The following is a 22,464-nucleotide window of genomic DNA, read 5'->3' on the forward strand; positions in this document are numbered from 1 at the left end:
TCGGTCGGGGTTTTCTCGCGCAAAGACGCTAAGGCGCTAAGAAGGGAAGAGGGGTCGCGCGGAGGCGCGGAGGTGCATCACCTACTTCGTCATCCCAGCGAAAGCTGGGATCTCAAGCAGTATCGCGCCTTCGCCAGAGACCCCAGCTTTCGCTGGGGTGACGGGAGTATGTTGGGGTGACGGGAGGCTGCGCTGGGGTGACGGCAGGATTCCGCGGGGATGACGACGGGAATATGAGTCCCCAACCAAGCTAACCCGCCCACTCACCGCCGCGGGCGATAAAGCACACTCGCCGCCCCGCGCGCCTCGACCGCCAGGAACAGCCCGCCGCCGGTCACCATGATCCGCCCGTGATGGACCTCGTCGATCTTGGCGGTGAGCTGGAAATCGCCCTCACGCCGCTCGGCCAAGGCGCGGCGCGCCGCGGTCAGGACGTGGTCGTAATCCTTGGCGAAATTCTCGGTCAGCGCGGCCTGGATCGAGCCGATCGTCTCGGGATCGGTGAATAGCGCGACCATCAGGTCGACCGCCTTGCTGTCGCTGCGCGTCTTGATCTGCAGCGCGTCGACCCGGATCACTTCGGAATCGGGCTCGTTGAACGGCAGGCCGGTCAGCCAGACCTCGCCGCGCCGCTCGCCGAGATAGCCGCTCTTTAGCTTCGCGCGGACCGGCACGCCGACCGCGAGCCGACCGTTCTCGGTCGCGTAGATCGTCACGTCCCCGAATTTGACATCGACCGCGCCGAGCTTGGGCAAGGTGATGCCCCGTGCGGCGCGTTTGGCCAGCGCGCGTTCGACCACCGGCTCCAGCTCGCCATAATCGGCGAGCACCGGGATGTTGAACCTTAGGCCGCGCTGCCCGATGCGCGGAGACGCCGGGGGCAGCGGCGCGGGGGGCGGCGCGTCGGGCTTGATCCCGACAAAGGTCTCCGCATTCGCTTCCGCCGCGATGGTCAGCAGCAGGTTGCGACCCTGGACGCTATAGCCCTGCACCCCCAATCGTTGCGGGGTGACGCGCATCCACACCGGTGGCTTGTCGCGATTGAGCAGCAAGGTGCTGAACGCGCCGCGCCAGGCCGCCGCCACCTTGTCGCGCACCTGAACCTTGGCGAGTTGCTGCGGCAGGCTGCGTTCCAGCCCGGCGATCACGCCCGCCAGCTTCGCATCGGCCTTGCTGACGAACGTGATGCGCTTGCCCAGGATCGTGACGCCGGGCGGGTTGGTCCAGTCATAGGCGATGCGCACCGTCGCGGTCGGTTGCCAGGCGCGAGTCATGCCCAATTTCGCCACCGCGCGGACGCTGGCGGCGCCAGTCGCGGTCTCGCGTTTGATGATCCCGCCGACGTCTTGCGCGCTGACCGTGGCGCGGACCGGCAAGGTGATGACGATATCGCCCCCGCTGCCGCCCAACGCGATGCGTCCGCGCGTCACCTGGCCGACGATGCGGCACGACAGATCGGGCGTGACCTTCAGCTTCTTGATGCCGATCCGGCAGCTGCCGTCCTTGCGCTTGATCGCGCAGGCGGTCAGGCGTTGCGCCGGCACGCATTTCTCCTCGCGCTGGTCGATCGACCACAAGGTCTGCGGCGTGGCGCGGTTGAGCTCGCTCTCCAGGTCGGCGAGCCGCACGTCGACCGGCACCACCAGGGTGGAGGCGAGCTTCGGCATCACCGGCGCGGTATCGACCCGCGGCGGCCGCGGATCGTTCTGGTCGCGGCCGCATGCCGCCAGCGCGATCGTCAGCAACAGCAACCACTTGCCGCGCATATTTGGTTCTCCCTGTCGCCCTCACCGATAGCATGGGGCAAGCGGGCCGCGAGCAAAATCGCTGCCGCGCGACGCTTGCGGAACAATCGCGCCGCGCCGATACTTGTCGCGATCGGACCACAGGGAGAAACGGGATGCGCGGACTGGCGGCGATGATGACGCTCGCACCGATAATGCTGGCGGGATGCACGACCAACGGGACGAGCACGGAAGCCCCGTCCGTGGCCGCCGGTCGGATCGCGACCGCGACTCTGATGACCGCGACGGGCAAGGACGTCGGCAAGGTGACGGTGCGCGAAGTCGATGGCGGCCTCAGCGTGTCGGTCGATGCCCGCGATCTGCCGCCCGGGATGCACGGCGCGCATCTTCATACCGTCGGCAAGTGCGAGGCGCCCGATTTCGCCAGCGCGGGCGGGCATTGGAACCCGACCAACATGAAGCACGGATCGATGAACCCGCAGGGCCCGCACGAAGGCGACATGCCCAATTTGATGATCGGCGCCGACGGGCGCGGCACGCTGACCACGCGGCTGGCCGGCGGGAGCTTCGACGCGCTGATGGATGCCGACGGCGCGGCGATGGTCATCCATGCGGCGGGCGACGATTTGAAGACCGATCCGTCGGGTAATAGTGGCGCGCGGGTGGCTTGCGGGGTGTTGGCGAAGGGGTAGGGCTTAGACGACGTCCCCGTATTTGGGGCGGATGGATGTTCAGCGCGCCCAACTCCCAGCGTCACCCCGGCCTTGTGCCGGGGTCCACCGTGCCGCAAGCGCGGGACACGAGGCTCAAGGGCTAGGCTTAGCTGCCCGGTGGATGCCGGGACGAGCCCGGCATGACGAATTGGGGTGCGAAGTCGATCCCTTCTAAATCTTCAAACGGAGGCGTTTTTCGCGGGGATGACGTTAGTGCTCAATCCAGCGCCCAGCGCGCGATCGGCTCGTACCGCGCGCCTTCGCCGGTCAGGTGGCTTTCGTAGAGCGTCAGGTGGCCGAACTCGAATGGCTCGCTCGAAAACGCCGCATGATCGGCGATCCAGCGTTCGAGCGCCGGCCCGAAACCCGCGGTGCGCGGAACGCGTGCGAGCGTGATATGCGGCAGGTAAGCGCGCCCCTCGGGCGCCAGGCCCAGCCGGACCAGTGCCTGATCGACCTTTTTGTGCAGTCGCGCCAGATCGTCGTGCGGCGCGACGCCTGCCCATAAGGCATCGACTCGCCCCTTCTTGTCGAACGCGCCGACGCCGTGGATCGCTACGCGCGGCGACGCGGCATGGACCTGGCCCAGCGCCAGCGCGACGTCCTCGGCCATTGGCCGGTCGACCTCGCCGATATAGCGGATCGTCAGGTGAAGCTGCTCGTCATCCTGCCAGCGCGCATGGGGAACGCCGCCCATCGGCTCGGTCAGGCGGCGGCGGATGTCGGGCGGCGGACGGAGCGCGACGAACAGGCGGTGCATGGCCAAACGTCCTTAATCCATTTGCCGATTGTTTCCGAATGTTGCTGGCTGTCGTGTTTCGCTTGAATAGCGCACCAGGACCAACGATATTGGTCGCATCCGGCCGTTGTGGCTGGGCAAAGGAGTTTTCGATGGCCAATTGGTCTGATCCCCGTTCCGGCATGGCGCCCTTCGGTGCGGCGGTCGACGCGCGCGGCGCCGCGTATGACGAGGGACTGCGATCGTTCATGCTGTCCGTGTACAATTACATGGCCTCGGCCGTGTTGCTTTCCGGTGTCGTCGCGATGGCGTTCGCGATGAGCGGGTTGGCGGCGCAGGTGTTCGTCGGCGGTGGCATCCTGAAATGGGTGATCACGCTGGCGCCGCTGGGCTTCATCCTGTTCATGAACTTCAAGCAGATGAGCAACAGCGCGCTGCAGGCGACCTTCTGGGGCTTCGCGGTGGTGATGGGCCTCAGCCTGTCGACGATCTTCCTGGTCTATTCGCCGCTGGCGATTGGTCAGGCGTTCTTCGCCAGCGCGGCCGGCTTCGCGGCACTCAGCCTGTGGGGCTACACCACCAAGCGTGACCTGACCGCGATGGGCTCGTTCCTGATCGTCGGCCTGGTCGGCCTGATTATCGCCAGCCTGATCAACGTGTTCTTGCAGTCGGGCCCGCTGGCGCTGGTGGTCAGCGCGGTCGGCGTGCTGATCTTCGCCGGTCTGACAGCGTGGGATACGCAGCGGACCAAGGCGATGTACAGCTATGTCGCCGGGACGCAGGAAGAAGGCCGCGCCAAGATCATGGCGGCGACCAGCTTGTATCTCGACTTCGTCAACATGTTCCTGTTCATCCTCCGGCTGTTCGGCTCGAGCCGCAACTAACCGGACGCGACAGCGACGCGAAAATTGGCCCGGCGAAGCGATTCGCCGGGCCTTTTCGTTGGAACATCACCCGTCACCCGTACGTTTTGCTTGCGTAACATCAGGCCCATTCGGGCCGAGTAGGAGGGTGACGTGACCGACAATCAAGCAATCGAGCGCGACGGCAAGACCGACGGCGCCGAGCATGTCGCACAGGACCCGCGCCAGGACGCCGGCCAGGACCAATCGATCCAGAAGCGGCTCGATAAGGACCCCGAGAACCAGGACGCCCAACTCGACCGGGGCCTCGACGAATCGATGGATGCCTCGGACCCGCCATCGGCGACGCAACCCGGCGACAAGGGCGAGCCGCCCAAATCCTCCGGTTTCGACGAAGCGGCCGAGGCGGAGCGGCAGCAGGATAGCTGACCCGCCAACGTCGCGACGGACACCCGGGACGCCGGCGGCGTAACAAAGCGTTGCCCAAAACCCTCACTTTTTGACCGATCTGCGCGTAGAGCTCGCTTCGTCGCAAACTTTGTTGCGCCGCAACACAGTCTATGATTCCATGCTTAACGCAGGGCGACGACGCGTTAAGCATGGCGTTAACCATCTGAGCGCATGATGCCCTTCCATTGGTAAGCGGGTGGGGTGTTCGAGATGAGTGCCAGCAAGAGACCGGCCGACGGCGCGATGACATTGGCCGAGATTAAAGAGTTCGCGGGCTTTTCAGCAGCGACGCAGCGTTATGTGCGCCGCAGCCTGGATGTCGGGCTGGAGCGTGAGGACGCGCTGTCGCGCTGGTCGCGCGATACCGTGGAGGCGGCATCGATTCGCGCCCAGGCGCGGGTCTATGACCGGCTCGACGAGATTCGCACGATCGTCCCCGACGATAGCGGGCTCGACTCGGTCGAGATCTTCATGGCGCCGCTGATCACGGTCAGCGCGTTCGACCTGGGGCAGGGCCGGCTGACCACTTTCTCGGCCTATCGCTTCCTCTACGAGCGCCTGATCGGTGCCGAGGTTCGGCCGTGGCTGCCCGGCGCCTTCTGCGCGGCGGCGGCATTGCCGCACCTTCACCCCGATTTGCGCCGCAAGCTGCTGCAGTCGATCAGCGAGGCCGCGGCGACCGCGTCCGGCTGGTCGAACCGTCAGCCGAGCTTCTTCCCAGCCTGGGTCGAAAAGGTCGACACCTCGGCAGCACTGCCGAACTGAACTTCCTTCAGGCGGGCCTGACGCTGCTCAGCGACAGGCCCGCCACCCGCCGCGCGGCTGCTCGTCGAGATGCAGATGGTCGTGATGCGCGGCATTATAGTCGGGCGACAAAGTGGTCGAGAACAGCCCGCACGCGCCATCGCGAACCTCGCGCAGGAACCCCGCTTTCTCGTCCTCTCCCCGCCAGTCGCGCGCGACCGTGATCCGCCGCCCATCCGCCAGCACGAACCCGGCAATGTCGATCGCCCGCGCATAGGAATGCTGGCTGAGATGCGTGCTGCCCGCGATCGGGCGGCAATTATACGTCCCGAAATGCTCGAACGTCGCGACGCGGCTGCCGAAATGGCGCAAGGCGGCGGGCTGGACGACATTCCATTCCCACATCGATAGCGCCGCGGCGACCGGGCATGCCATGCCCGGCTTGGTCGGATCGAACCCGATCGCGCGGGCGCCGCCGGGATCGAGCCGCACCGCATCGGCATAGCCGCATTGTCCTTTCTCGATCGGCTCGAGTTCGGCGAAGTGCACGCCGGCACGTTCCAGCAGCGCGCGGCATTGCGGATAATCACCGTCGAGCGCGGCAAGCTTGCTCCCGGTGAATAGCCCGACCGGCTGGCCGAGATCGAGCGCCGTCCAGGGCAGATCCTGCGGCCGATTGCGAAAATGGAGTACGCCGAGCATCAGGACGAACAATGCGGCGAAAATGGCGAGCGTGGTCCAACCGCGCCGTTGGGCACGGCGCGCCCGGCGCGCGCGACGCCTGCGGCGGCGTGTCATCCCCGCATCGCCCTGGTCAGGGCTTCGCTCGTTACCGGATAGCCGAGATCGTCGGGAATGCAGAGATGCGGCACGCCCTCCCGCTCTTCGCTCCACGGCGTGATCGTGCGTGGCGGGAAGGCATGCGCGGCGGCGACGGCTTCGCTAAAGCTGTCATATTGCGCCAGCCGTTCGAGGTTGCGGCGGGTCGGGAAGATCACCGTCGCGCGGCCGGCATCGCACTCGGCAAGCACCTCGGCTGCGCTCGCCCAGAACAGGCGCACATTCTCGGTGGCATCGACCGTCGCTGCGGCGGCGTCTTGGGGCGCTCGGGCGAGGTAGAAACGTGTGTCGAAGATCCGCATATGGGCATGCGCGGGCAGCCAGCGCGCGAACCAGGTCAAGGCGTCGAGATCGACCGACAGACCATGGCGATCGAGCAACAGGCCGAACGCCTCGCCGGCATGAAGACCCTCGCGCAGCACGGTCAGCGTCGCAGCGTCGGGTGCCGGGCTGAGCCCCACCGGCACGCCCGCTTCCTCGATCGTTTCGCGGATCGCTGCGATCCGCGCCGGCGCATCCTCGGCATCCCGACCGAGTTCGGCCGCCAGCGCCCGGTCGCCGGGATCGACTCGCCCGCCCGGAAAGACCAGCGCGCCGCCGGCGAACACCATCGCCTTGGCGCGCTCGACCATCAGGATTTCCGGCGGCATGCCGCCGCGATCGCGCAAGAGGATCAGGGTCGCGGCGGGAATGGGGGACTGGTTTTCGGGCATTGCGGCCAACTTAAGCCGTAGCCCGCCTGTCGCAACCTCTTGCCGACCTTCGTCTCGCTCGATCCCTCGCGAATAGCGTCCTTTCGCTACCGGAGCCTAGAACAGTCCCGGCACCTCGCGCTGCGGCGTCGACGGCCGATCGGGCGTCAGCAATTGGCGCGACTGTTCCATCACCGATAGCTGGGTCTTGCTCGATTGCGATGCGGTACCGGGTGCGCCGGTGCTTGCCGTCACCGGGGTGCAGCTCTTGCCTTCCAGATAATCGAGCGCGCGACGGGTCGATTGCTCGTTCGGGTCACCGAGCTGGTACGAGATGTCGTCGCCGGCTTGGCAGCTCGCCTCCATGAAGCTGGCGAGGCCGTCATAATAAGCGCCGTTATGCGCCGCGTTCTGGATCGCGAAGGCGATGACGCGGAAGCGGTCGTCGCACGCGGTCTTGTCGAGCGCGATCTGGCCGACCGGCTTGCCATAAGTGTTCGAGCCGATCAGCGCGGCATTGGCGTGGAGATAGGGCACCATGCCGTTGATCACGAGCTCGCTCGCGGACGCGGTGCCGCCGCCGCCGATGAACGCGATCTTGGTCGGCGCGATCGACTGCGACATCGGCGTGAAGGTGTGGTTGCTGTTATACGCCGATTTTTCGGGACGGAAGGTCATATATTCCCACACGTCGGTCGGCGCGCGGTTGGCCCCCATCAGGTCACCCATCAGGTCGGCGACCGAGATCAACCCGCCGCCATTGTAGCGCAGATCGATGATGATGTTGGTGATGCCGTTGGTCCTGAACCGCAGGAAGGCGTCCTTCAGCGGCTGCTCGGCCGGATTGATGAAGGTCCTGAGATTGATATAGCCGAATTGCTGCCCGCCATCGGAAATGATCTTGGCGCCATAGCGGCTCGACACCGGGTCGAGCGCGAATTGGGTCTTGGTCACGGTGACGGTGCTGGTCGCGCCGGTCAACGACGTTATCCGCAATACGCGCGACGTGCCCGCTGTGTCGGGACCCAGCGCCTCGGTCAGCCCGGCGGAACCGGACGTCGCCATAATGTCTGTGACGTTGCGCAGGTTCGCACTGCTGGTGCCGATCGCGACGATTTCCGTCCCGCGATCGATCCCCGCCGCCAGCGCGGGCCCGCCCTCGAATGCTTCGGTCACGAACAGGCGGTTGCTGCTGGTCAACCCCAACCGGATGCCGAAGCCAGCACTCGATCCCGAATTGTAATAGGCATCCTCTTCGGCGATCGAGGTCAGATAGGTGAAATAGCGATCCTTGTGCTGCGCGCGCGCGGTCGCGGTCAGCGCGTCGATATAATCCTCGACCGATGTATAGGGCGTCGGGTCCAGGCTTGCCGGCAGCGTGTCGGGGAACAGATACCATTCCTTGAGCTGCGCGAAGGCCCAATCCTGGCGCTCGCGCAATGTGCAGCCCGCAGCCGTCGGTGTCGGAGTCGCGGTCGGCGTCGGACTGGGGGTAGGGGTCGGGGTTCCTCCGGTTCCGCTCGCCGATCCGCCACCGCCGCAACTCGAAACCATCGCGAGCGCGGCGATCGCGCTCAAGCCCCTGGCAAAGCGATTATTTCTCATATGACCCCTCTCAACCCGGCGCCTCTCGCGAGCCCCGGCACCATCCTGCGCCGGTCGCCGACGGTTGCCAAGGGCATGAGGGGGCGTCATTTCGTCCATTGTGGTACGCAAGATCATCCATATCGACATGGATGCCTTTTTCGCCTCGGTCGAACAGCGCGACGATCCGGCGTTGCGCGGGCGGCCGGTGGCGGTGGGATCGGCGACCGGGCGCGGGGTCGTCGCGGCGGCGAGCTATGAGGCGCGCACGTTCGGCGTGCGCTCGGCGATGCCATCGGTCGTCGCCATACGCCGATGCCCCGATCTGATCTTCGTGCCGCACCGGTTCGACGTCTATCGCAGCGTGTCGCGCCAGATTCGCGAGATATTCGAGGACTATACCCCTTTGGTCGAGCCGTTGTCGCTCGACGAGGCCTATCTCGACGTCACCGCCAATCTGCGCGAACTCCCCTCCGCCACCGCCACCGCGCGGGAGATCCGCGCGCGCATCTTCGACGTGACCGCGCTGACCGCTTCGGCGGGGATTTCGTACAACAAGTTCCTCGCCAAGCTCGCCTCGGACCACAACAAGCCCAATGGGCAATTCGTCATCCCGCCCGGGACCGGCGCCGAGTTCGTCGCCGGGTTGGAGGTCGGCCGGTTCCATGGCATCGGACCGCGCACCGCGGAGAAACTCAACCGGCTGGGAATCCTCACCGGCGCCGATCTGCGCGAGCGCGATCCTGCGTTCCTCCAGGCGCATTTCGGCAAATCGGGGTTGTGGTATCACAAGATCGCCCATGGCGAGGATGATCGCGAGGTCACCCCCGATCGGCCGCGCAAATCGTCGGGCTCGGAAACCACCTTCGAACAGGATCTGACCACGCCGGACCAGGTAATCGAGCAGGTGCGGCGGATGGCCGATCAGGTCTGGGCATGGTGCGAGCGAACCCGGACGACGGGCAAGACCGTGGTGGTGAAGGTCCGCTATGCCGATTTCCGCATCGTCACGCGGAGCAAAACGCTGAGCGTTGCTATCGCCAGCCATGCCGATCTGATCGCGGTGGCCGAACGGTTGGTGGCGACGTTGTTTCCGCTGCGGGCGGGGATCAGGCTCGTCGGGGTGACCTTGGCGACGCTGGAAGAAGAGGGGGCAGGGGAGCCGGAGCTGAATCTGCTTCCCGACACGATTTCCTGATGGCGTCGGTCAGCGCACGAACAGCCTGAACTCCGCGCCGCCTTCCGGACCTTCGCCGACCTCGATCGTCCAGCCATGCGCGATGACGATCTGGCGTACCAGGTTGAGGCCGACGCCGGTGCCCTTGGCCCTTGTCGTGAAGAACGGCAGGAAGATCTCGTTGCGCATGGCCTCCGGCACGCCCGGACCACGATCCGCCACCAGGATGCGCGTCCCTGTGCGGTCGCCGAGCAACCGCAGTTCGACCAGCAGATGCTCGTCGCGCTCGCGCGTCGCCTGGGCGGCGTTGCGCAACAGGTTGATCAGCGCCTGGGCGAGCAGATCGGGATCGGCATCGAGTTCGAGATCGGGCGTCACCTCGGTCTTGAGCGCGATGTCGGGCCATTCAGCGGCGAACAGGCGTTCGAGGTCGCGGACGAACGATGCCGCCTTGAACCGCTGGCGGCGTGGGTCGGGAACATGCGCGACCGCGCGGTAGGATCGGATGAAATATTCCAGCCCCTCGGCGCGGCGCGCGAGCGTTCCAGCGGCGGTGCGCGCGAGATCGAGATCGGGCTCCTGCTCGGCCAGCACCTCTGCCGTGCTCGACGCCAGCGAGGTCACCGGCGTCAACGAATTGAGGATTTCGTGCGTCAGGACGCGGACCAGGTCGGTCTGCGCCGCCATTTCGATCGCGTCGAGCGTGCCCTGGACCGGTTCGACCGTGATCGCGCGCGTCGTCAACCCCAGCCGCTCGAGCGAGGCATTGCGCACGATCGCGCGCTGCGGTCCGGTCGCCGATCGCAGCAACAGCAATTCGGCCGCGGGCGCGGCGCCATCGGCCAGGCGCGACGCGAAGGTTTCGCCATAAACGGTGAAATCCTCCGGCCGGGTACCCTGGTGCGCGGCGAACAGGCGTCGCGCCGCCTTGTTGACCAAGGTCACGCCGTGATCGGCATCGACCGTGAGCAGCGCCACCGGAACATCGTCGGTCAGCGCTTCGAGGAAGCGCAACTCCTCGACCGTGCGGTCGCGTTGCGCTTGCAGCCCGCGCATCGCCGCGTCGAGTGCGCCGCCCAAGGTGTCGAACCCGGCGCCGCCGCGGCCGTCGAACCGGGTCGAGAAATCGCCGTAGCGCAAGGCTTCGACAAAGCGTGCGACGGTGCGATTGGTGCGGTCGATATGGTGGAGCAGGCCGCCCACCATGCCGAGCACCAGCAGGCCGGCGACGATCCTGACCGCGGCCAGACCCGGGGTCGCGATCGCCACCGTCAGCGCGATCAGCGCCAGCAGGCAGGCGACCAGCCAGCCGACCAGGATCAGCGCGAAGCGGCGGTCAAAGCCCATGCTTCTCCATTCGGCGGTAGAGCGCGGCCCGCGACAGGCCGAGCTCATGCGCGGCGGACGAGATGTTATAGCCGTGCTTCTTCAACGCTTCCTCGACCAGCCGCCGCTCGACGCGATCGAGATTGAGGTCCGAAACCACCGGCTCGGCGGTGACCCGTGGCATCGCCGTTGGGGCGAGGGCGAAGGCGTCGGTCTCCAACGGGCCATCGCCGGCCAGGATCACCGCACGCTCGACCGCGTGACGCAGCGCGCGGACATTGCCGGGCCAGTCATGCGCTACCAGCGCGCCCAGTGCCTGTGGCGACAGGTCCGGGCGCGGCCGCTTGTAGCGCTCGGCGTAGAGAGTGAGGTAATGGTCGATCAGCGCCGGCACATCCTCGCGGCGATCGCGAAGCGGGGGCAGGTCGATTTCCACCGTATTGAGCCGGAACAGCAGGTCCTGACGGAACTGGCGCTCGTCGCGTAGCATCGCCGGGGTCATATTGGTCGCCGCGATCACGCGGATATCGACCGGGATCGGCTGGTTCGCCCCGACCGGCGTGACCTTGCGCTGTTCGAGCACGGTCAGCAATTTGGGCTGCAGATGGAGCGGCAGATTGCCGATCTCGTCGAGGAACAAGGTGCCGCCATCGGCCGCCTGGATGCGGCCGACGCGGTCGGTCCGCGCGTCGGTGAACGCGCCTTTGACGTGACCGAACAATTCGGAGTCGATCAGCTCGGTCGCGATCGCGCCGAGGTCTACGGTCACCATCTCGCGATCGGCGCGGTGCGATTGCTGGTGCAGCGCACGCGCGACCAATTCCTTGCCGGTACCGTTTTCGCCGAGCACCAGGACATTCGCTTCGGTCGGCGCCGCGCGCGCGATCAGCGAATGGACGCGCGCCATCGAAGGGGCACTGCCGATCAGCGGCGACGGCCCGCGCGCCGCGCTCGATGATGCCGGTGTCGGCGTCGGCGCATCGGCGGCGGCGCGCGATCGGCGCAGCGCGGCGGCGGTGCGCACTGTCTGAACCAGCCGCTCATTCTCCCAGGGCTTCGACACGAAATCGGTCGCGCCGCGCTTCATCGCCTCGACCGCGACATTCACCCCGGCATGCGCGGTGATCATTACCACGATCGCCTCGGGATCGTTGGTCAGCAGCCGATCGAGCAATGCGAGCCCCTCGCGCGCATCGGTCGCGCCGCGCGCGAAATTGGCGTCGAGCAGGATGACGTCGGGCTGGCGCCCGGCAGTGGCGGCGATCGCGCGCTCGGGCGACGACACGGTGATCAACTCGCGAAACAGCCCGCGTAGCGCGAGCCGCGCCGCCACCAGGATATCCTCGTCGTCATCGACGATGATGCAGAGATCGAATTCCGGTGCCGCCATTGCCCGCTTCCGTACAGCCACTGTCCGAATACGGACAATCAATTTCCGTGCCAGAGGGTTTTGGGGGAGCGTTCGGATATCCCCTGCGGCCAACGGGAAAGGAAATCGTGGCCCGATTCCCAAGAGCGTCACCCCGGCCTTGTGCCGGGGTCCACCGTGCCGCGTATCCCAAGGTGAGGGGTGCAGGGCACGGTGGATGCGGGGACTAGCCCGGCATGACGGGGAGAGGCTGGTATGCCCAACGGCGGTCATACCCGGAGGCGCGGCGAACCCCGGCGCAAGGCCGGAGTGACGACGGGAAAGAAGGCTTGGCCAGCACCACCCAAACCCAATTGGCACGCATCCTGCTGAGGTACTGGCAACCTAATCAAGTGGACAGAACCGATGAAAGACACGGCAGCCAACCGCAAACTCCTCACGGTGCTCGTGTTACTCGGCGTGAGCTGGGTGCTGTTCTTTCAGCCGGCGTCGCACTGGAGCGGCGCGATCCAGATTTCCTCGGTCCGGATCGCCTTCTCGCTCCAGAGTGACACTGTCCGTTTCCGGACACCCGTGTCCGGAAACGGACACTCTTTATTCCTGCTGCAAATCGGGAGCGAGCGTTCGTGAATATCGCGTCGTTGAAGGCGGCGGCGTCCGCCACCCCTGACCGGGCGGTCAGCGGCAGCCAGATGGACAAGGTGGTCGAGCGCCGCGGCCTGTCGCGCAACGTCAAGATCGCGATCGGCGCCGGCGCTGTGTTGGTGCTCGCCTTGCTGTTCTGGTGGTTCATGCCCGGCGCGGGGTCGCAGACGGTGACCAAGAACCGGCTGACGATCTCGACCGTGCAGACCGGTCGCTTCGAGGACTTCATCCCGCTGCGCGCCAAGGTGACGCCACTGCTCACCGTCTATATCGACTCGATCGAGGGCGGCCGGGTCGACAAGGTCCTGGTCGAGGACGGCACCGATGTCGTCGCCGGCCAGCCGATCGCGATGCTGTCCAATGCCGAACTTCAGCTCTCGACGCTCGCGCGCCAGACCGAGGTCGAGCAGCAGATCAACAACATGCGCAGCCAGGAGCTGGCGCTGTCGCAGACCCGCCTGGCCAACGAGCGCGCGATCCTCGATGCCCAACTCGCGCTGACCACGGCGCGCCGCCAATATGAGCGCGAGGCACCGCTGGCGGCGAAGGGCTATGTGTCGGGCAAGCAGTTCAACGACACGGCCGACAATTACCAATATCAGCAGCGCCGCCTCGCGGTGCTCCAGCGCAGCCAGTCAAGCGACGAACGGCTGCAGTCGGGCCAGCTCGACCAGCAAAAGGCATCGATGAAGTCGATGTCGGCGGGTCTGGGCATCGCCCGCACCAATCTCGATGCGCTCAACCTCAAAGCACCGGTGACCGGCAAATTGTCGGGCTTCTCGATCCAGATCGGCCAGTCGCTCCAGCGTGGCGAGCGGATCGGCCAGATCGACTCACCGGGCAAGAACAAGCTCCAGGCCGGCGTCGACGAATTCTATCTCGGGCGCGTCCAGGTCAATCAGTCGGCGAGCGTCGACTGGAACGGCAAGACCTTCCGCGCGCGAGTGATGAAAATCTATCCGCAGGTCCAGAACGGCCAGTTCCAGGTCGATCTGCAATTCCTCGGCGACGAGCCGCAAGGCGTGCAGCGCGGCCAGACGCTGCAAGCAAAGCTGACGCTCGGCGATCCCGCGCCGGCCAAGCTGATCCCCAATGGTGCCTTCTATAATGAGAGCGGCGGCGCCTATGTCTTCGTCGTCGCCCCCGACGGCAACAGCGCCGTGAAGCGGCAAGTCCGGCTCGGCCGCCGCAATCCCGATTATATCGAAGTGCTCGACGGGCTCGATGCCGGCGAGCGCGTGATCACCAGCCCCTATACCGGTTTCGCCGACAAGGATCGGCTCGACCTTTCGAACGCGAAGGAGTGAATACCATGCTGCATATGCGCGCGCTGTCGCGGACCTACCGCACCGACACCGTTGAGACCACCGCGCTCGACGCGATCGACCTCGACATCATGCCCGGCGAGTTCGTCGCGATCATGGGGCCGTCGGGCTGCGGCAAGTCGACCCTGCTCAACCTGATGGGCATGCTCGATAGCCCGACCAGCGGCAGCTATGTGTTCGACGGCAAGGAAGTCGCCGGCCTGTCCGAATCCAAGCTGGCGGAAGTCCGCAAGGCGTCGATCGGCTTCATCTTCCAGAGCTTCAATCTGGTCGACGAATTGTCGGTGCGCGAGAATGTCGAACTGGCGCTTCTCTATCACTCAGTGCCTGCTGCCGAGCGCCGCCGCCGCACCGAGGAAGTGATGGACCGCGTCGGCATCGCGCACCGCGCGCGGCATTTCCCCAGCCAATTGTCGGGCGGTCAGCAACAGCGCGTCGCGGTCGCCCGCGCGCTCGTCGCCGAGCCCAAATTGATCCTGGCCGACGAACCGACCGGCAACCTCGACACCAATCACGGCGAGGAAGTGATGAAGATGCTCCAGACGCTGAATGCGCAGGGCTCGACCATCGTCATGGTCACGCACTCGCCCTCGCACGCCGATTATGCCAGCCGCGTGGTCAACATGCTCGACGGCCGCATCCTCCAGGAACGGCGCCGCGCGGCCTGAACGGCAACGGGGCGGTAGAGGATTGGCACCGATGCTCGGCCATTATCTGCTGATCGCGATCCGCATCCTGATGCGCAATCGCGTCTATGCCGCGATCAATATCGGCGGGCTGGCGCTGGCGCTCGCCGGCTGCGTGCTGATCCTCGGCTATATTCGGTACGAGCGGAGCTATGACGGCTGGCTGAAGGACAGCGGCCGCTTGTTTCAGGTCCAAACGACGATCCACCCACCCGGCCAGCCCGATGTGCGGACGCAGGCGAGCGCGTTCCCGGTCGGGGAACAGCTTGCCGCCGGATTCCCGCAAGTCGAAGCGGTCACTTCGCTTTCGGCGGGCAAGACCGTGACCGAACGCGATGGGCAGCCGGTGTTCATCGACGCGACGACGGTCGACGGCAATTTCTTCAAAGTCTTCGATCTGCCGTTCGCTTACGGGTCGGCGGCGATTGCCTTGCCCGACACCAATTCGATCGTGTTGACCGAGAAGGAGGCGATCCGCCAATTCGGCACCGCCGACGTGCTGGGCAGGCGCTTCACGCTCGGCGCGGGCTCTGGCAAGCGCGACTATAAGATAAGCGGTGTGCTGCGCGACCTTCCGCGCAACACCAGCCTGCGTATCGGCATCATGTATCGCGGCGACGCCGCCAACATGCCCGTCGAGCGGCGCGGTTGGGGCAATTTCGACCAGATACATTACGTCAAGCTGCGCGCCGGTGCCGACGCGGCGATGGTGAACGCGGCACTCCCGGGCTGGGAGAAGCGCGTCGTGCCGATGGCCGACGTGTTCGACCTGCGATTGGAGCCGGTCACCGGCGTCCATCTTGGCATGGCACAGGAAGCAGCGCTTACGCCGGCGGGTGATCCGCGCGCGCTGGTCACTTTCGCCGTCGTCGCGCTGCTGACGCTCGGCATGGCGGTGATGAACTTCGTCAATCTGACGACCGCGCGCGCGCTCCAGCGGACGCGCGAAGTGGCGTTGCGCAAGGTGCTCGGCGCGCGGCGGCGCGAACTGATCGCCCAATTCATGGCCGAGAACGTACTGATTGCTGCGGTGGCGGTGCTGATCGCGATGGCGATCGCTGAGCTCGCGATGCCGTCTGTCGCACAGGCGATGGGGGCCGATATGCAGCTCCGCTATCTGGGCAAGGACGGCATGCTGCTTCCGGTACTGGCATTGTTCGCGATTACCGGCCTAGCCGGCGGACTATATCCGGCACTCTATCTGAGCAGGTTCAAACCGGCGCCCGTGCTTAACGGCAATCGTGGTTCGACCGAAACCGCCGGCAGTGGACGGCTGCGTATGGCGCTCGTCATCGTCCAGTTCGCCATCGCCATCGGCCTGGTGACCAGTACTGCGGTGATCTGGTCGCAGACCCGCTTCGTCGAACAGGTCGATCCCGGCTTTCGCCGCGATGGGTTGATCCAGATCGCCAACGCCTGGCGCTACACCCAGGGCAGCGAATATGACGCCGCGCGACGGGCGATGCTCGCGATCCCGGGGGTGACCAAGGTGGGGCGGACCGGATTCGTCCCCGGCGACGCGACCCAGAAAATGGTGTGGCTCGCCCGCACGCCTGGTGCGTCGCAATATGCCTCGCTGACGGTCTACAACGTGGATGGCGATTTTCTGCAGACCATGGATGTAAAGCTGCTCGCCGGGCGAATGCTCGGCGATCGCCAGGCCGCCGATCGCATCGCGGAGGAGACATCGGCCCAACTCGCCACCCGCGGGATCAACGTGGCGATCAACCGTGCGGCGGCGAGCAAGCTTGGATACCAAGCGCCGCAAGCCGCGATCGGCCAAGTCATCGACGTCTGGTTCGATGGAGCAGCCAGGGTGCCCGCGACGATCGCCGGCGTGGTCGAGGACACGCGGTTCGGCACCGCGCGCGATGCGGTCCACCCGATCGTCTACGCCTATCACCCTGGCCTCACCAATCAGGTACTGGTCCGCTATGCCGCCGCGCGGCCCGGCGAGGTGATGGCTGCGCTCGCCAAGATCTGGCGACATTTCGAGCCCGAAATCCCGTTCGAGGCACGCTTCACCGACGACGTCGTCCGCGACCTTTATGCCGCAGAGCGTGCCCGCACCGCGTTGTTCGCGAGCTTCTCGCTGTTGGCGATCGTGATCGCCTGTCTCGGCCTCTACGCTTTGGCCGCGTTCGCCACCGCGCGCCGCACCAAGGAGATCGGGATCCGCAAGGTCCTGGGCGCGCGCAGCCGCGATATCGTCCGCCTGCTCGTCGCGCAGTTCAGCCGGCCCGTGCTGATTGCCAATCTCATCGCCTGGCCGGCCGCGTGGTGGGTGATGCGCGATTGGCTCAACGGGTTTGACGCGCGCATCGCGCTCACCCCGACACCGTTTCTCATTGCCGGTGGCCTCGCTTTTGTCATCGCGGTCGCGACCGTCGCTGGCCAGGCGGTGCGCGTTGCGCGTCGCAACCCCATCCACGCTTTGCGCTACGAATAGGAGAAGCCATATGTGGCGCAACTACCTCATTGTCGGCATCCGCTCGCTGCTCAAGAGCCGCGTCTATGCGGCGATCAACGTCCTCGGCCTCGCGATCGGGCTGGCGGCGTGCGTGCTGATCCTGCTCTACGTCCGTTACGAAGAGAGCTATGACGGTTGGCTGAAGGGCACCGATCAGGCGTACCAACTGCAGACCTATTATCACCCCACGCCGCAAGGCGGGGAGGAGATGTACCTGCAGATGAGCTCGCTCGCCGCGGGTCGTGCCTTGGCCAAGGATTTCCCGCAGATCGAGAAAGTCGTGTTCGTTCGCGGCTTTGCGCCGATCGTGATCCAGGACGGCGAACCGTCGCAGGGCCTGATCAGGATGGTCGACGGCAACATCTTCGACATCGTCCAGGTGCCGTTCGTGAAAGGCGATGCGCATAACGCGCTCAACGACACGCATTCGATGGTGCTGAGCGAAAGCGAGGCGAAACGGCGGTTCGGCAATGCCGATCCGATCGGCAAGACGCTGACCGTCGTCGATAATGCGGGCAATGTCGATTACCGCGTCACCGGCATATTCAAGGACATCCCCAAGAACAGCAGCTTCAGCGCGGCGATGGTCGCCCGGTTCGACATGGACGTTCAGTTCGCCGACCGGACCCAGGTACTGACCAATTGGGACGACCAGGAAGGCTGGCACTATTTCAAGCTGCGGCCAGGCGCCGATATCGACGCGATCAGGGCGCAGATCCCGGCGTGGAAAAAGCGCAACATTCCCGACACGGTGACCAACGGCCAGCGCTACAATCCTGGCGACGGGCAGGATTACAAGCTCGTCAACCTGCGCGATATCCACCTTGGCAAGGCGCAGAATGGCGCGATGACGCCGGGCAACGACAATGCCACGGTGACGACCTTCGCCATCATCGCGATGCTCGTGCTCGGCATGGCCTGCGTCAACTTCGTCAACCTGGCCACCGCCCGCGCGTCGCAGCGCGCCCGCGAAGTGGCGCTGCGCAAGGTGCTCGGCGCCAGCCCGCGCCAGCTGATCGTCCAGTTCGTCGGCGAATCGGTATTGGTCTCGCTGATCTCGCTGCTGGTCGCCTTCACCGCGGTCGAGCTGATCCTGCCGTTCTTCAACCGTTTCCTCGATGCCGACATCCAGTTGCATTATTTCGGGCTGGGTGGCGTCCTGCTGCCGGGCATCGCGCTGGTGCTGCTGGTCGGGGTGGTCGGCGGACTTTATCCGGCGGTTTATCTGTCGCGGTTCGAGCCGGCGAAGATCCTCAAGGCCAACAAGTCGGCCGCGGACTCGCAGGGGTCGGGCCGGCTGCGCAACGTGCTGGTGATCGGGCAATTCGCGGTGTCGATCGCGTTGATCGTGTGCACCAGCGTGATCTACGCCCAGACGGTCTACGCCCGCACGATCGATGCCGGCTATCGCCGCGACGGCCTGCTCCAGGTCGAGAATCTGTCCTTCCGCGGCGTGACGGACGACCAGGCCTGGTCGCTGGTGGCACAGATCCGCAAGCTGCCGGGCGTGCGTGCCGCGGCGGGAACGCAGATCGCGGTCGCGCCGGGCAACAATTCGATCACCTCCTACTTCCTGGCTGGCAGCTCGAGCGCGATCGAGCTCGGCACCTATGGCGTGCAGGAGGGCTTTTTCCAGGCGATGGGGATGCGGATCCTGGCGGGTCGCGACTTCTCGCTGAACTACGGCCGTGACGATGCAACGACACCGCATCCGGTCAACCCGGACGCCGAACGGGCGCTCGTCGCTCGTGGGCTCAACGTCGTCGTCAGCGAAAGTGCCGCGCATCGCCTGGGCTTCGCCGACATCAAAGCCGCCATTGGCAAGCAGATGTCGGGAAAGCTCACGCTGCCCGAATTCGGCCAGGTGCCGTGCACGATCGTCGGTGTGGTGTCCGATGCCCGTTTCCGGTCGCTGCGCGAGCCGTTGCAGCCGATCGTTTATGTCATGCAGCGCAACGGGTTCAGCCAGATCGCGGTTCGCTATGCCGGTGTGGCGCCGGCGGTGATGCGCGATGCGGTCGAGCAGGTGTGGCGCCGTCAGATTCCCGACGTGCCGTTCAAGGCAAGCTTCGCCGACGACCTGGTGCGCCAGCAATATGAACGAGAGGCGGCGCGCGGCCAGTTGTTCGCCGCTTTCGCGATCCTCGCGGTGGTGATCGGCTGCCTGGGCTTGTTCGGGCTCGCCGTGTTCACCGCGGCGCGGCGCACCAAGGAGATCGGCATCCGCAAGGTCCTGGGCGCGCGCACCCTCGACATCGTGCGACTGCTGGTCTGGCAGTTCAGCCGGCCGGTGCTGATCGCCAATCTGATCGCCTGGCCGGTCGCCTGGTGGCTGATGCGCGACTGGCTCAACGGCTTCGACACGCGGATCGCGCTCGGCCCGACGCCGTTTGCCGTCGCCGGCGCGCTCACGCTCGGCATCGCGCTGGCGACCGTCGCCGGTCACGCGATCCGCGTCGCGCGGACCAACCCGATCAACGCTTTGCGGTACGAATAGGAGAGCCCCGATGTGGCGTAATTACCTGACCGTCGGCATCCGCGCTCTGCTCAAGAGCCGTGTTTATGCCGTCATCAACATCGTCGGACTGGCGATCGGGCTGGCGGCATGCCTGCTGATCCTGACCTATGTCCGCTACGAATTCAGCTATGATAATTGGCTGCCCGAAGCCGAGAACACTTATGAGCTGGCGACCGAATATCTGCCCTCGCCGCAAGGGCAGCAGCCGGGCTTGTCGCTGACCACTGCCTATGTCGCCGGCGGCGCGCTCAAGAAGGATTTTCCGCAGGTCGAGCGGGTGGTGTGGGCGTCGTCGCAAAACGTCACGTTCCTGCAGGACGGCACGCCGACCGCCGCCAAGAAGTCGCTCATCACCGACGGCCCGCTGTTCGACATCGTCCGCGCGCCGTTCGTCCGGGGCAGCGCCGCGACCGCGCTCGACGATCCGCATTCGATCGTGCTGAGCGAGAGCGAGGCTCAGGCGCGGTTCGGCGACAGCGACCCGCTGGGCAAGACGATCACCGTCGCCAGCGGCGACATGACCGCCGATTATCGCGTGACGGGCGTGTTCAAGGACCTGCCCAAGAACAGCCATTTCGACATGACCGCTGTCGTCCGGATCGATCCGACCGATTATTTCCGCAAGACACCGGGTGTGGTGAATTTCTGGAGCTGGTCGAACGGCGAAATCTATGTCCGCCTGAAACCCGGCACCGACCCCAAGGCGATCGAGGCGCAGTTCCCGGCCTGGGAAAAGCGCAACATCCCCGACGACGTCGGCAGCAATCCGGTGACCAATCAGGGCCAATTCGAGAATTTCCACCTGATCAATGTGCGCGATCTCCACCTTAGCAAAGGCAATGGGCAGGGGCGGCCCAACGGTAATCGCCAATCGGTGCTGACCTTCGGGGTGGTCGCGCTGCTGATCCTGGCCATGGCGTGCATGAACTTCACCAACCTGGCGACCGCGCGTGCCTCGCAGCGCGCTCGCGAGGTGGCGTTGCGCAAGGTGCTGGGCGCCAGCCGCCAACAATTGATCGTCCAGTTCGTCGGAGAATCGATGCTGGTGTCGGCGATCGCCATGCTGATCGCGCTGGCACTGGCCGAACTCGCTATCCGGCCGCTCAACGCGTTCCTCGATGCCGATATGACTTTCCGCTATTTTGGCATGTCGGGCCTTTTGCTGCCGGTGATCGCGCTGACCCTGTTGGTCGGGTTGGCGGGCGGACTCTACCCCGCTTTCTATCTCTCGCGCTTCGAGCCCGCGCGGATCCTCAAGGCCAACAAGTCGGCCGCCGATGCCGAAGGTAGCGGGCGGCTGCGCAGCCTGCTCGTGATCGCCCAGTTCGCGGTCTCGATCGGGCTGATCATCTGCACCTCGGTGATCTATGCACAGACGCAATATGCGCGGAATGTCGATGCCGGCTACAAGCGCCAGGGGCTGCTTCAGCTCAACGGCATCCAGCGCGCGCAAGTCGAAGCCGTGGCGCCGACCTTGCTTCAGGAATTGCGCAAGCAGCCCGGGATCGTCGATGCCGCGCGCGTGTCTCTGGGCATTGCGTCGGGCAACAATTCCACCACTGACGTCAATCTGCCCGGCGGCAAGCCGGTGACGCTGGGCATTTACGGCGTCGACACGCATGCCTTCGACACGCTGGGCATGCGGGTGATCGCCGGCCGCAATTTCTCCGAGGCGATCGCGCTGGACGATTCGACCACACCCAACCCGCCCGACCTCAATGCCGAACGCGCGCTCGTCGCGCGCGGCACCAATATCATCCTGTCGGAATCGGCGGTCGGACGGCTGGGCTTCGCCTCGCCCGCGGCGGCGCTGGGGAAACAGATCCAGGCGCCGATGGTCAGCAATGAGGCAGGCCTGGTGATGGCGACGATCGTCGGGGTGGTCTCCGACGTGCGTTACCGATCGGCGCGCGATCCTGTTCAGCCGATCCTCTATTATTATGTCACCGGCGGCGCGTTCAATCAGATGATGGTACGCTTCACCGGCGATCCGCAGGCCGCGCGGGCGACGGTCGAGCGGGTCTGGAAACGGTCGGTGCCCAACGTGCCGCTCAGCGCCAGGTACGTCGAGGATATCGTCCACGATCTCTACAATATCGACGAGAAGAGCGCGCAATTGTTCGGGATGTTCGCGATCCTGGCAGTGGTGATCGGCTGTCTGGGCCTGTTCGGGCTGGCGGCATTCACCGCCGAACGGCGCACCAAGGAGATCGGCATCCGCAAGGTGCTCGGTGCACGCACCCGCGACATCGTCCGGCTGCTCGTGTGGCAATTTAGCCGGCCGGTGCTGATTGCCAACCTGGTGGCGTGGCCGGTTGCGTGGTGGCTGATGCGCGGCTGGCTCAACGGCTTCGACACGCGAGTGACGCTGACGCCGCTGCCGTTCGTCGAGGCAGGCTTGCTGGCAGTGATCATCGCGGCGGGGACGATCGCCGGCCACGCTGTCCGGGTCGCGCAAGCGAGCCCGATCAAGGCGTTGCGCTACGAATAGGGTTCAGGGGAGGGCCTGAAAACTGCGGCGCCGGGGCGGAGACGTCCCGGCGTTTTCTTATGCTGGCATCAGGATGTTGAGGAGCGG

General features: G+C 65.7%; 18 protein-coding genes. 11 read left to right on the forward strand and 7 right to left on the reverse strand.

Annotated features, from left to right (window positions below):
* Positions 1 to 263: 263 nt before the first annotated feature.
* The gene (locus tag AC1DRD_RS20565) at positions 264 to 1,766 is read right to left on the reverse strand and encodes a DUF4403 family protein (protein WP_478042847.1); all 1,503 of its coding nucleotides are present in this window, start codon (positions 1,764 to 1,766) and stop codon (positions 264 to 266) included.
* A gap of 134 nt (positions 1,767 to 1,900) precedes the next feature.
* Here AC1DRD_RS20565 and AC1DRD_RS20570 point away from each other — a divergent pair, with 134 nt between their 5' ends.
* The gene (locus tag AC1DRD_RS20570; RefSeq protein ID WP_478032213.1) at positions 1,901 to 2,437 is read left to right on the forward strand and encodes a superoxide dismutase family protein; all 537 of its coding nucleotides are present in this window, start codon (positions 1,901 to 1,903) and stop codon (positions 2,435 to 2,437) included.
* 238 nt (positions 2,438 to 2,675) lie between these two features.
* Here AC1DRD_RS20570 and thpR read toward each other — a convergent pair whose 3' ends face one another.
* Positions 2,676 to 3,218, reverse strand: a complete 543-nt coding sequence (thpR, locus tag AC1DRD_RS20575) for an RNA 2',3'-cyclic phosphodiesterase (RefSeq protein ID WP_478042848.1) — start codon at positions 3,216 to 3,218, stop codon at positions 2,676 to 2,678.
* 131 nt (positions 3,219 to 3,349) lie between these two features.
* On the opposite strand from thpR, the gene AC1DRD_RS20580 reads away from it, so the two are divergent.
* The 3 genes from AC1DRD_RS20580 (at position 3,350) to AC1DRD_RS20590 (ending at position 5,275) form a co-directional block, all read left to right on the forward strand.
* Positions 3,350 to 4,081 carry a Bax inhibitor-1/YccA family protein gene (locus AC1DRD_RS20580; protein ID WP_478042849.1) on the forward strand — a complete coding sequence of 244 codons (732 nt, stop codon included), beginning with the start codon at positions 3,350 to 3,352 and terminating at the stop codon, positions 4,079 to 4,081.
* 132 nt (positions 4,082 to 4,213) lie between these two features.
* Entirely contained in the window at positions 4,214 to 4,489 is a 276-nt protein-coding gene (locus tag AC1DRD_RS20585) for a hypothetical protein (protein ID WP_478032216.1), read from the forward strand.
* Between the two features lie 231 nt (positions 4,490 to 4,720).
* Positions 4,721 to 5,275, forward strand: a complete 555-nt coding sequence (locus AC1DRD_RS20590) for a hypothetical protein (protein ID WP_066591361.1) — start codon at positions 4,721 to 4,723, stop codon at positions 5,273 to 5,275.
* Between the two features lie 27 nt (positions 5,276 to 5,302).
* Here AC1DRD_RS20590 and AC1DRD_RS20595 read toward each other — a convergent pair whose 3' ends face one another.
* The 3 genes from AC1DRD_RS20595 to AC1DRD_RS20605 all read right to left on the reverse strand — a co-directional run bounded on the left by AC1DRD_RS20595 (position 5,303) and on the right by AC1DRD_RS20605 (position 8,391).
* Positions 5,303 to 5,956, reverse strand: a complete 654-nt coding sequence (locus AC1DRD_RS20595) for an extensin-like domain-containing protein (protein WP_478042882.1) — start codon at positions 5,954 to 5,956, stop codon at positions 5,303 to 5,305.
* Positions 5,957 to 6,048: 92 nt separating this feature from the next.
* Entirely contained in the window at positions 6,049 to 6,807 is a 759-nt protein-coding gene (locus AC1DRD_RS20600) for an NUDIX hydrolase (RefSeq protein WP_478042850.1), read from the reverse strand.
* Between the two features lie 96 nt (positions 6,808 to 6,903).
* Positions 6,904 to 8,391 carry a S41 family peptidase gene (locus AC1DRD_RS20605; protein ID WP_478032218.1) on the reverse strand — a complete coding sequence of 496 codons (1,488 nt, stop codon included), beginning with the start codon at positions 8,389 to 8,391 and terminating at the stop codon, positions 6,904 to 6,906.
* An 88-nt stretch (positions 8,392 to 8,479) separates the two neighbouring features.
* Here AC1DRD_RS20605 and dinB point away from each other — a divergent pair, with 88 nt between their 5' ends.
* Positions 8,480 to 9,568 (forward strand): DNA polymerase IV, encoded by a 1,089-nt coding sequence (dinB, locus tag AC1DRD_RS20610; protein ID WP_478042883.1) that lies wholly within the window; start codon positions 8,480 to 8,482, stop codon positions 9,566 to 9,568.
* Positions 9,569 to 9,577: 9 nt separating this feature from the next.
* Here dinB and AC1DRD_RS20615 read toward each other — a convergent pair whose 3' ends face one another.
* Together AC1DRD_RS20615 and AC1DRD_RS20620 are read right to left on the reverse strand one after the other, a co-directional pair.
* A complete protein-coding gene (locus AC1DRD_RS20615; protein WP_478032222.1) occupies positions 9,578 to 10,894 on the reverse strand; it encodes a sensor histidine kinase in 1,317 nt (438 codons plus the stop codon).
* Positions 10,884 to 12,263: a sigma-54-dependent transcriptional regulator gene (locus AC1DRD_RS20620; protein ID WP_478042851.1), complete on the reverse strand. Its 1,380-nt coding sequence runs from the start codon at positions 12,261 to 12,263 to the stop codon at positions 10,884 to 10,886. The genes AC1DRD_RS20615 and AC1DRD_RS20620 overlap by 11 nt, the downstream gene beginning before the upstream one ends.
* Before the next feature lie 384 nt (positions 12,264 to 12,647).
* Here AC1DRD_RS20620 and AC1DRD_RS20625 point away from each other — a divergent pair, with 384 nt between their 5' ends.
* From AC1DRD_RS20625 to AC1DRD_RS20650, 6 genes are read left to right on the forward strand one after another with little or no spacing between them, the layout of a single operon-like run.
* On the forward strand, positions 12,648 to 12,872 hold the full coding sequence (locus tag AC1DRD_RS20625) for a hypothetical protein (RefSeq protein ID WP_478032224.1): 225 nt from the start codon (positions 12,648 to 12,650) through the stop codon (positions 12,870 to 12,872).
* On the forward strand, positions 12,869 to 14,194 hold the full coding sequence (locus AC1DRD_RS20630; protein ID WP_478042852.1) for an efflux RND transporter periplasmic adaptor subunit: 1,326 nt from the start codon (positions 12,869 to 12,871) through the stop codon (positions 14,192 to 14,194). The genes AC1DRD_RS20625 and AC1DRD_RS20630 overlap by 4 nt, the downstream gene beginning before the upstream one ends.
* Before the next feature lie 5 nt (positions 14,195 to 14,199).
* Positions 14,200 to 14,880, forward strand: a complete 681-nt coding sequence (locus tag AC1DRD_RS20635) for an ABC transporter ATP-binding protein (RefSeq protein ID WP_478042853.1) — start codon at positions 14,200 to 14,202, stop codon at positions 14,878 to 14,880.
* A 31-nt stretch (positions 14,881 to 14,911) separates the two neighbouring features.
* The gene (locus AC1DRD_RS20640; RefSeq protein WP_478032227.1) at positions 14,912 to 17,347 is read left to right on the forward strand and encodes an FtsX-like permease family protein; all 2,436 of its coding nucleotides are present in this window, start codon (positions 14,912 to 14,914) and stop codon (positions 17,345 to 17,347) included.
* Between the two features lie 10 nt (positions 17,348 to 17,357).
* Positions 17,358 to 19,865, forward strand: coding sequence for an ABC transporter permease (locus AC1DRD_RS20645; RefSeq protein WP_478042854.1), 2,508 nt, complete (start codon positions 17,358 to 17,360; stop codon positions 19,863 to 19,865).
* Between the two features lie 10 nt (positions 19,866 to 19,875).
* The gene (locus AC1DRD_RS20650; RefSeq protein WP_478032230.1) at positions 19,876 to 22,377 is read left to right on the forward strand and encodes an ABC transporter permease; all 2,502 of its coding nucleotides are present in this window, start codon (positions 19,876 to 19,878) and stop codon (positions 22,375 to 22,377) included.
* Positions 22,378 to 22,464: the final 87 nt, after the last annotated feature.

The organism is Sphingomonas sp. P4_G2, assembly GCF_056401155.1.

What these genes read in the sequence shown, in the direction of transcription:
- AC1DRD_RS20565 (WP_478042847.1), bottom strand. Translation starts at nt 1,766, where the DNA reads ATGCGCGGCAAGTGGTTGCTGTTGCTGACGATCGCGCTGGCGGCATGC.
- AC1DRD_RS20570 (WP_478032213.1), top strand. Translation starts at nt 1,901, where the DNA reads ATGCGCGGACTGGCGGCGATGATGACGCTCGCACCGATAATGCTGGCG.
- thpR (WP_478042848.1), bottom strand. Translation starts at nt 3,218, where the DNA reads ATGCACCGCCTGTTCGTCGCGCTCCGTCCGCCGCCCGACATCCGCCGC.
- AC1DRD_RS20580 (WP_478042849.1), top strand. Translation starts at nt 3,350, where the DNA reads ATGGCCAATTGGTCTGATCCCCGTTCCGGCATGGCGCCCTTCGGTGCG.
- AC1DRD_RS20590 (WP_066591361.1), top strand. Translation starts at nt 4,721, where the DNA reads ATGAGTGCCAGCAAGAGACCGGCCGACGGCGCGATGACATTGGCCGAG.
- AC1DRD_RS20595 (WP_478042882.1), bottom strand. Translation starts at nt 5,956, where the DNA reads ATGCTCGGCGTACTCCATTTTCGCAATCGGCCGCAGGATCTGCCCTGG.
- AC1DRD_RS20600 (WP_478042850.1), bottom strand. Translation starts at nt 6,807, where the DNA reads ATGCCCGAAAACCAGTCCCCCATTCCCGCCGCGACCCTGATCCTCTTG.
- AC1DRD_RS20605 (WP_478032218.1), bottom strand. Translation starts at nt 8,391, where the DNA reads ATGAGAAATAATCGCTTTGCCAGGGGCTTGAGCGCGATCGCCGCGCTC.
- AC1DRD_RS20615 (WP_478032222.1), bottom strand. Translation starts at nt 10,894, where the DNA reads ATGGGCTTTGACCGCCGCTTCGCGCTGATCCTGGTCGGCTGGCTGGTC.
- AC1DRD_RS20620 (WP_478042851.1), bottom strand. Translation starts at nt 12,263, where the DNA reads ATGGCGGCACCGGAATTCGATCTCTGCATCATCGTCGATGACGACGAG.
- AC1DRD_RS20625 (WP_478032224.1), top strand. Translation starts at nt 12,648, where the DNA reads ATGAAAGACACGGCAGCCAACCGCAAACTCCTCACGGTGCTCGTGTTA.
- AC1DRD_RS20635 (WP_478042853.1), top strand. Translation starts at nt 14,200, where the DNA reads ATGCTGCATATGCGCGCGCTGTCGCGGACCTACCGCACCGACACCGTT.
- AC1DRD_RS20640 (WP_478032227.1), top strand. Translation starts at nt 14,912, where the DNA reads ATGCTCGGCCATTATCTGCTGATCGCGATCCGCATCCTGATGCGCAAT.
- AC1DRD_RS20645 (WP_478042854.1), top strand. Translation starts at nt 17,358, where the DNA reads ATGTGGCGCAACTACCTCATTGTCGGCATCCGCTCGCTGCTCAAGAGC.
- AC1DRD_RS20650 (WP_478032230.1), top strand. Translation starts at nt 19,876, where the DNA reads ATGTGGCGTAATTACCTGACCGTCGGCATCCGCGCTCTGCTCAAGAGC.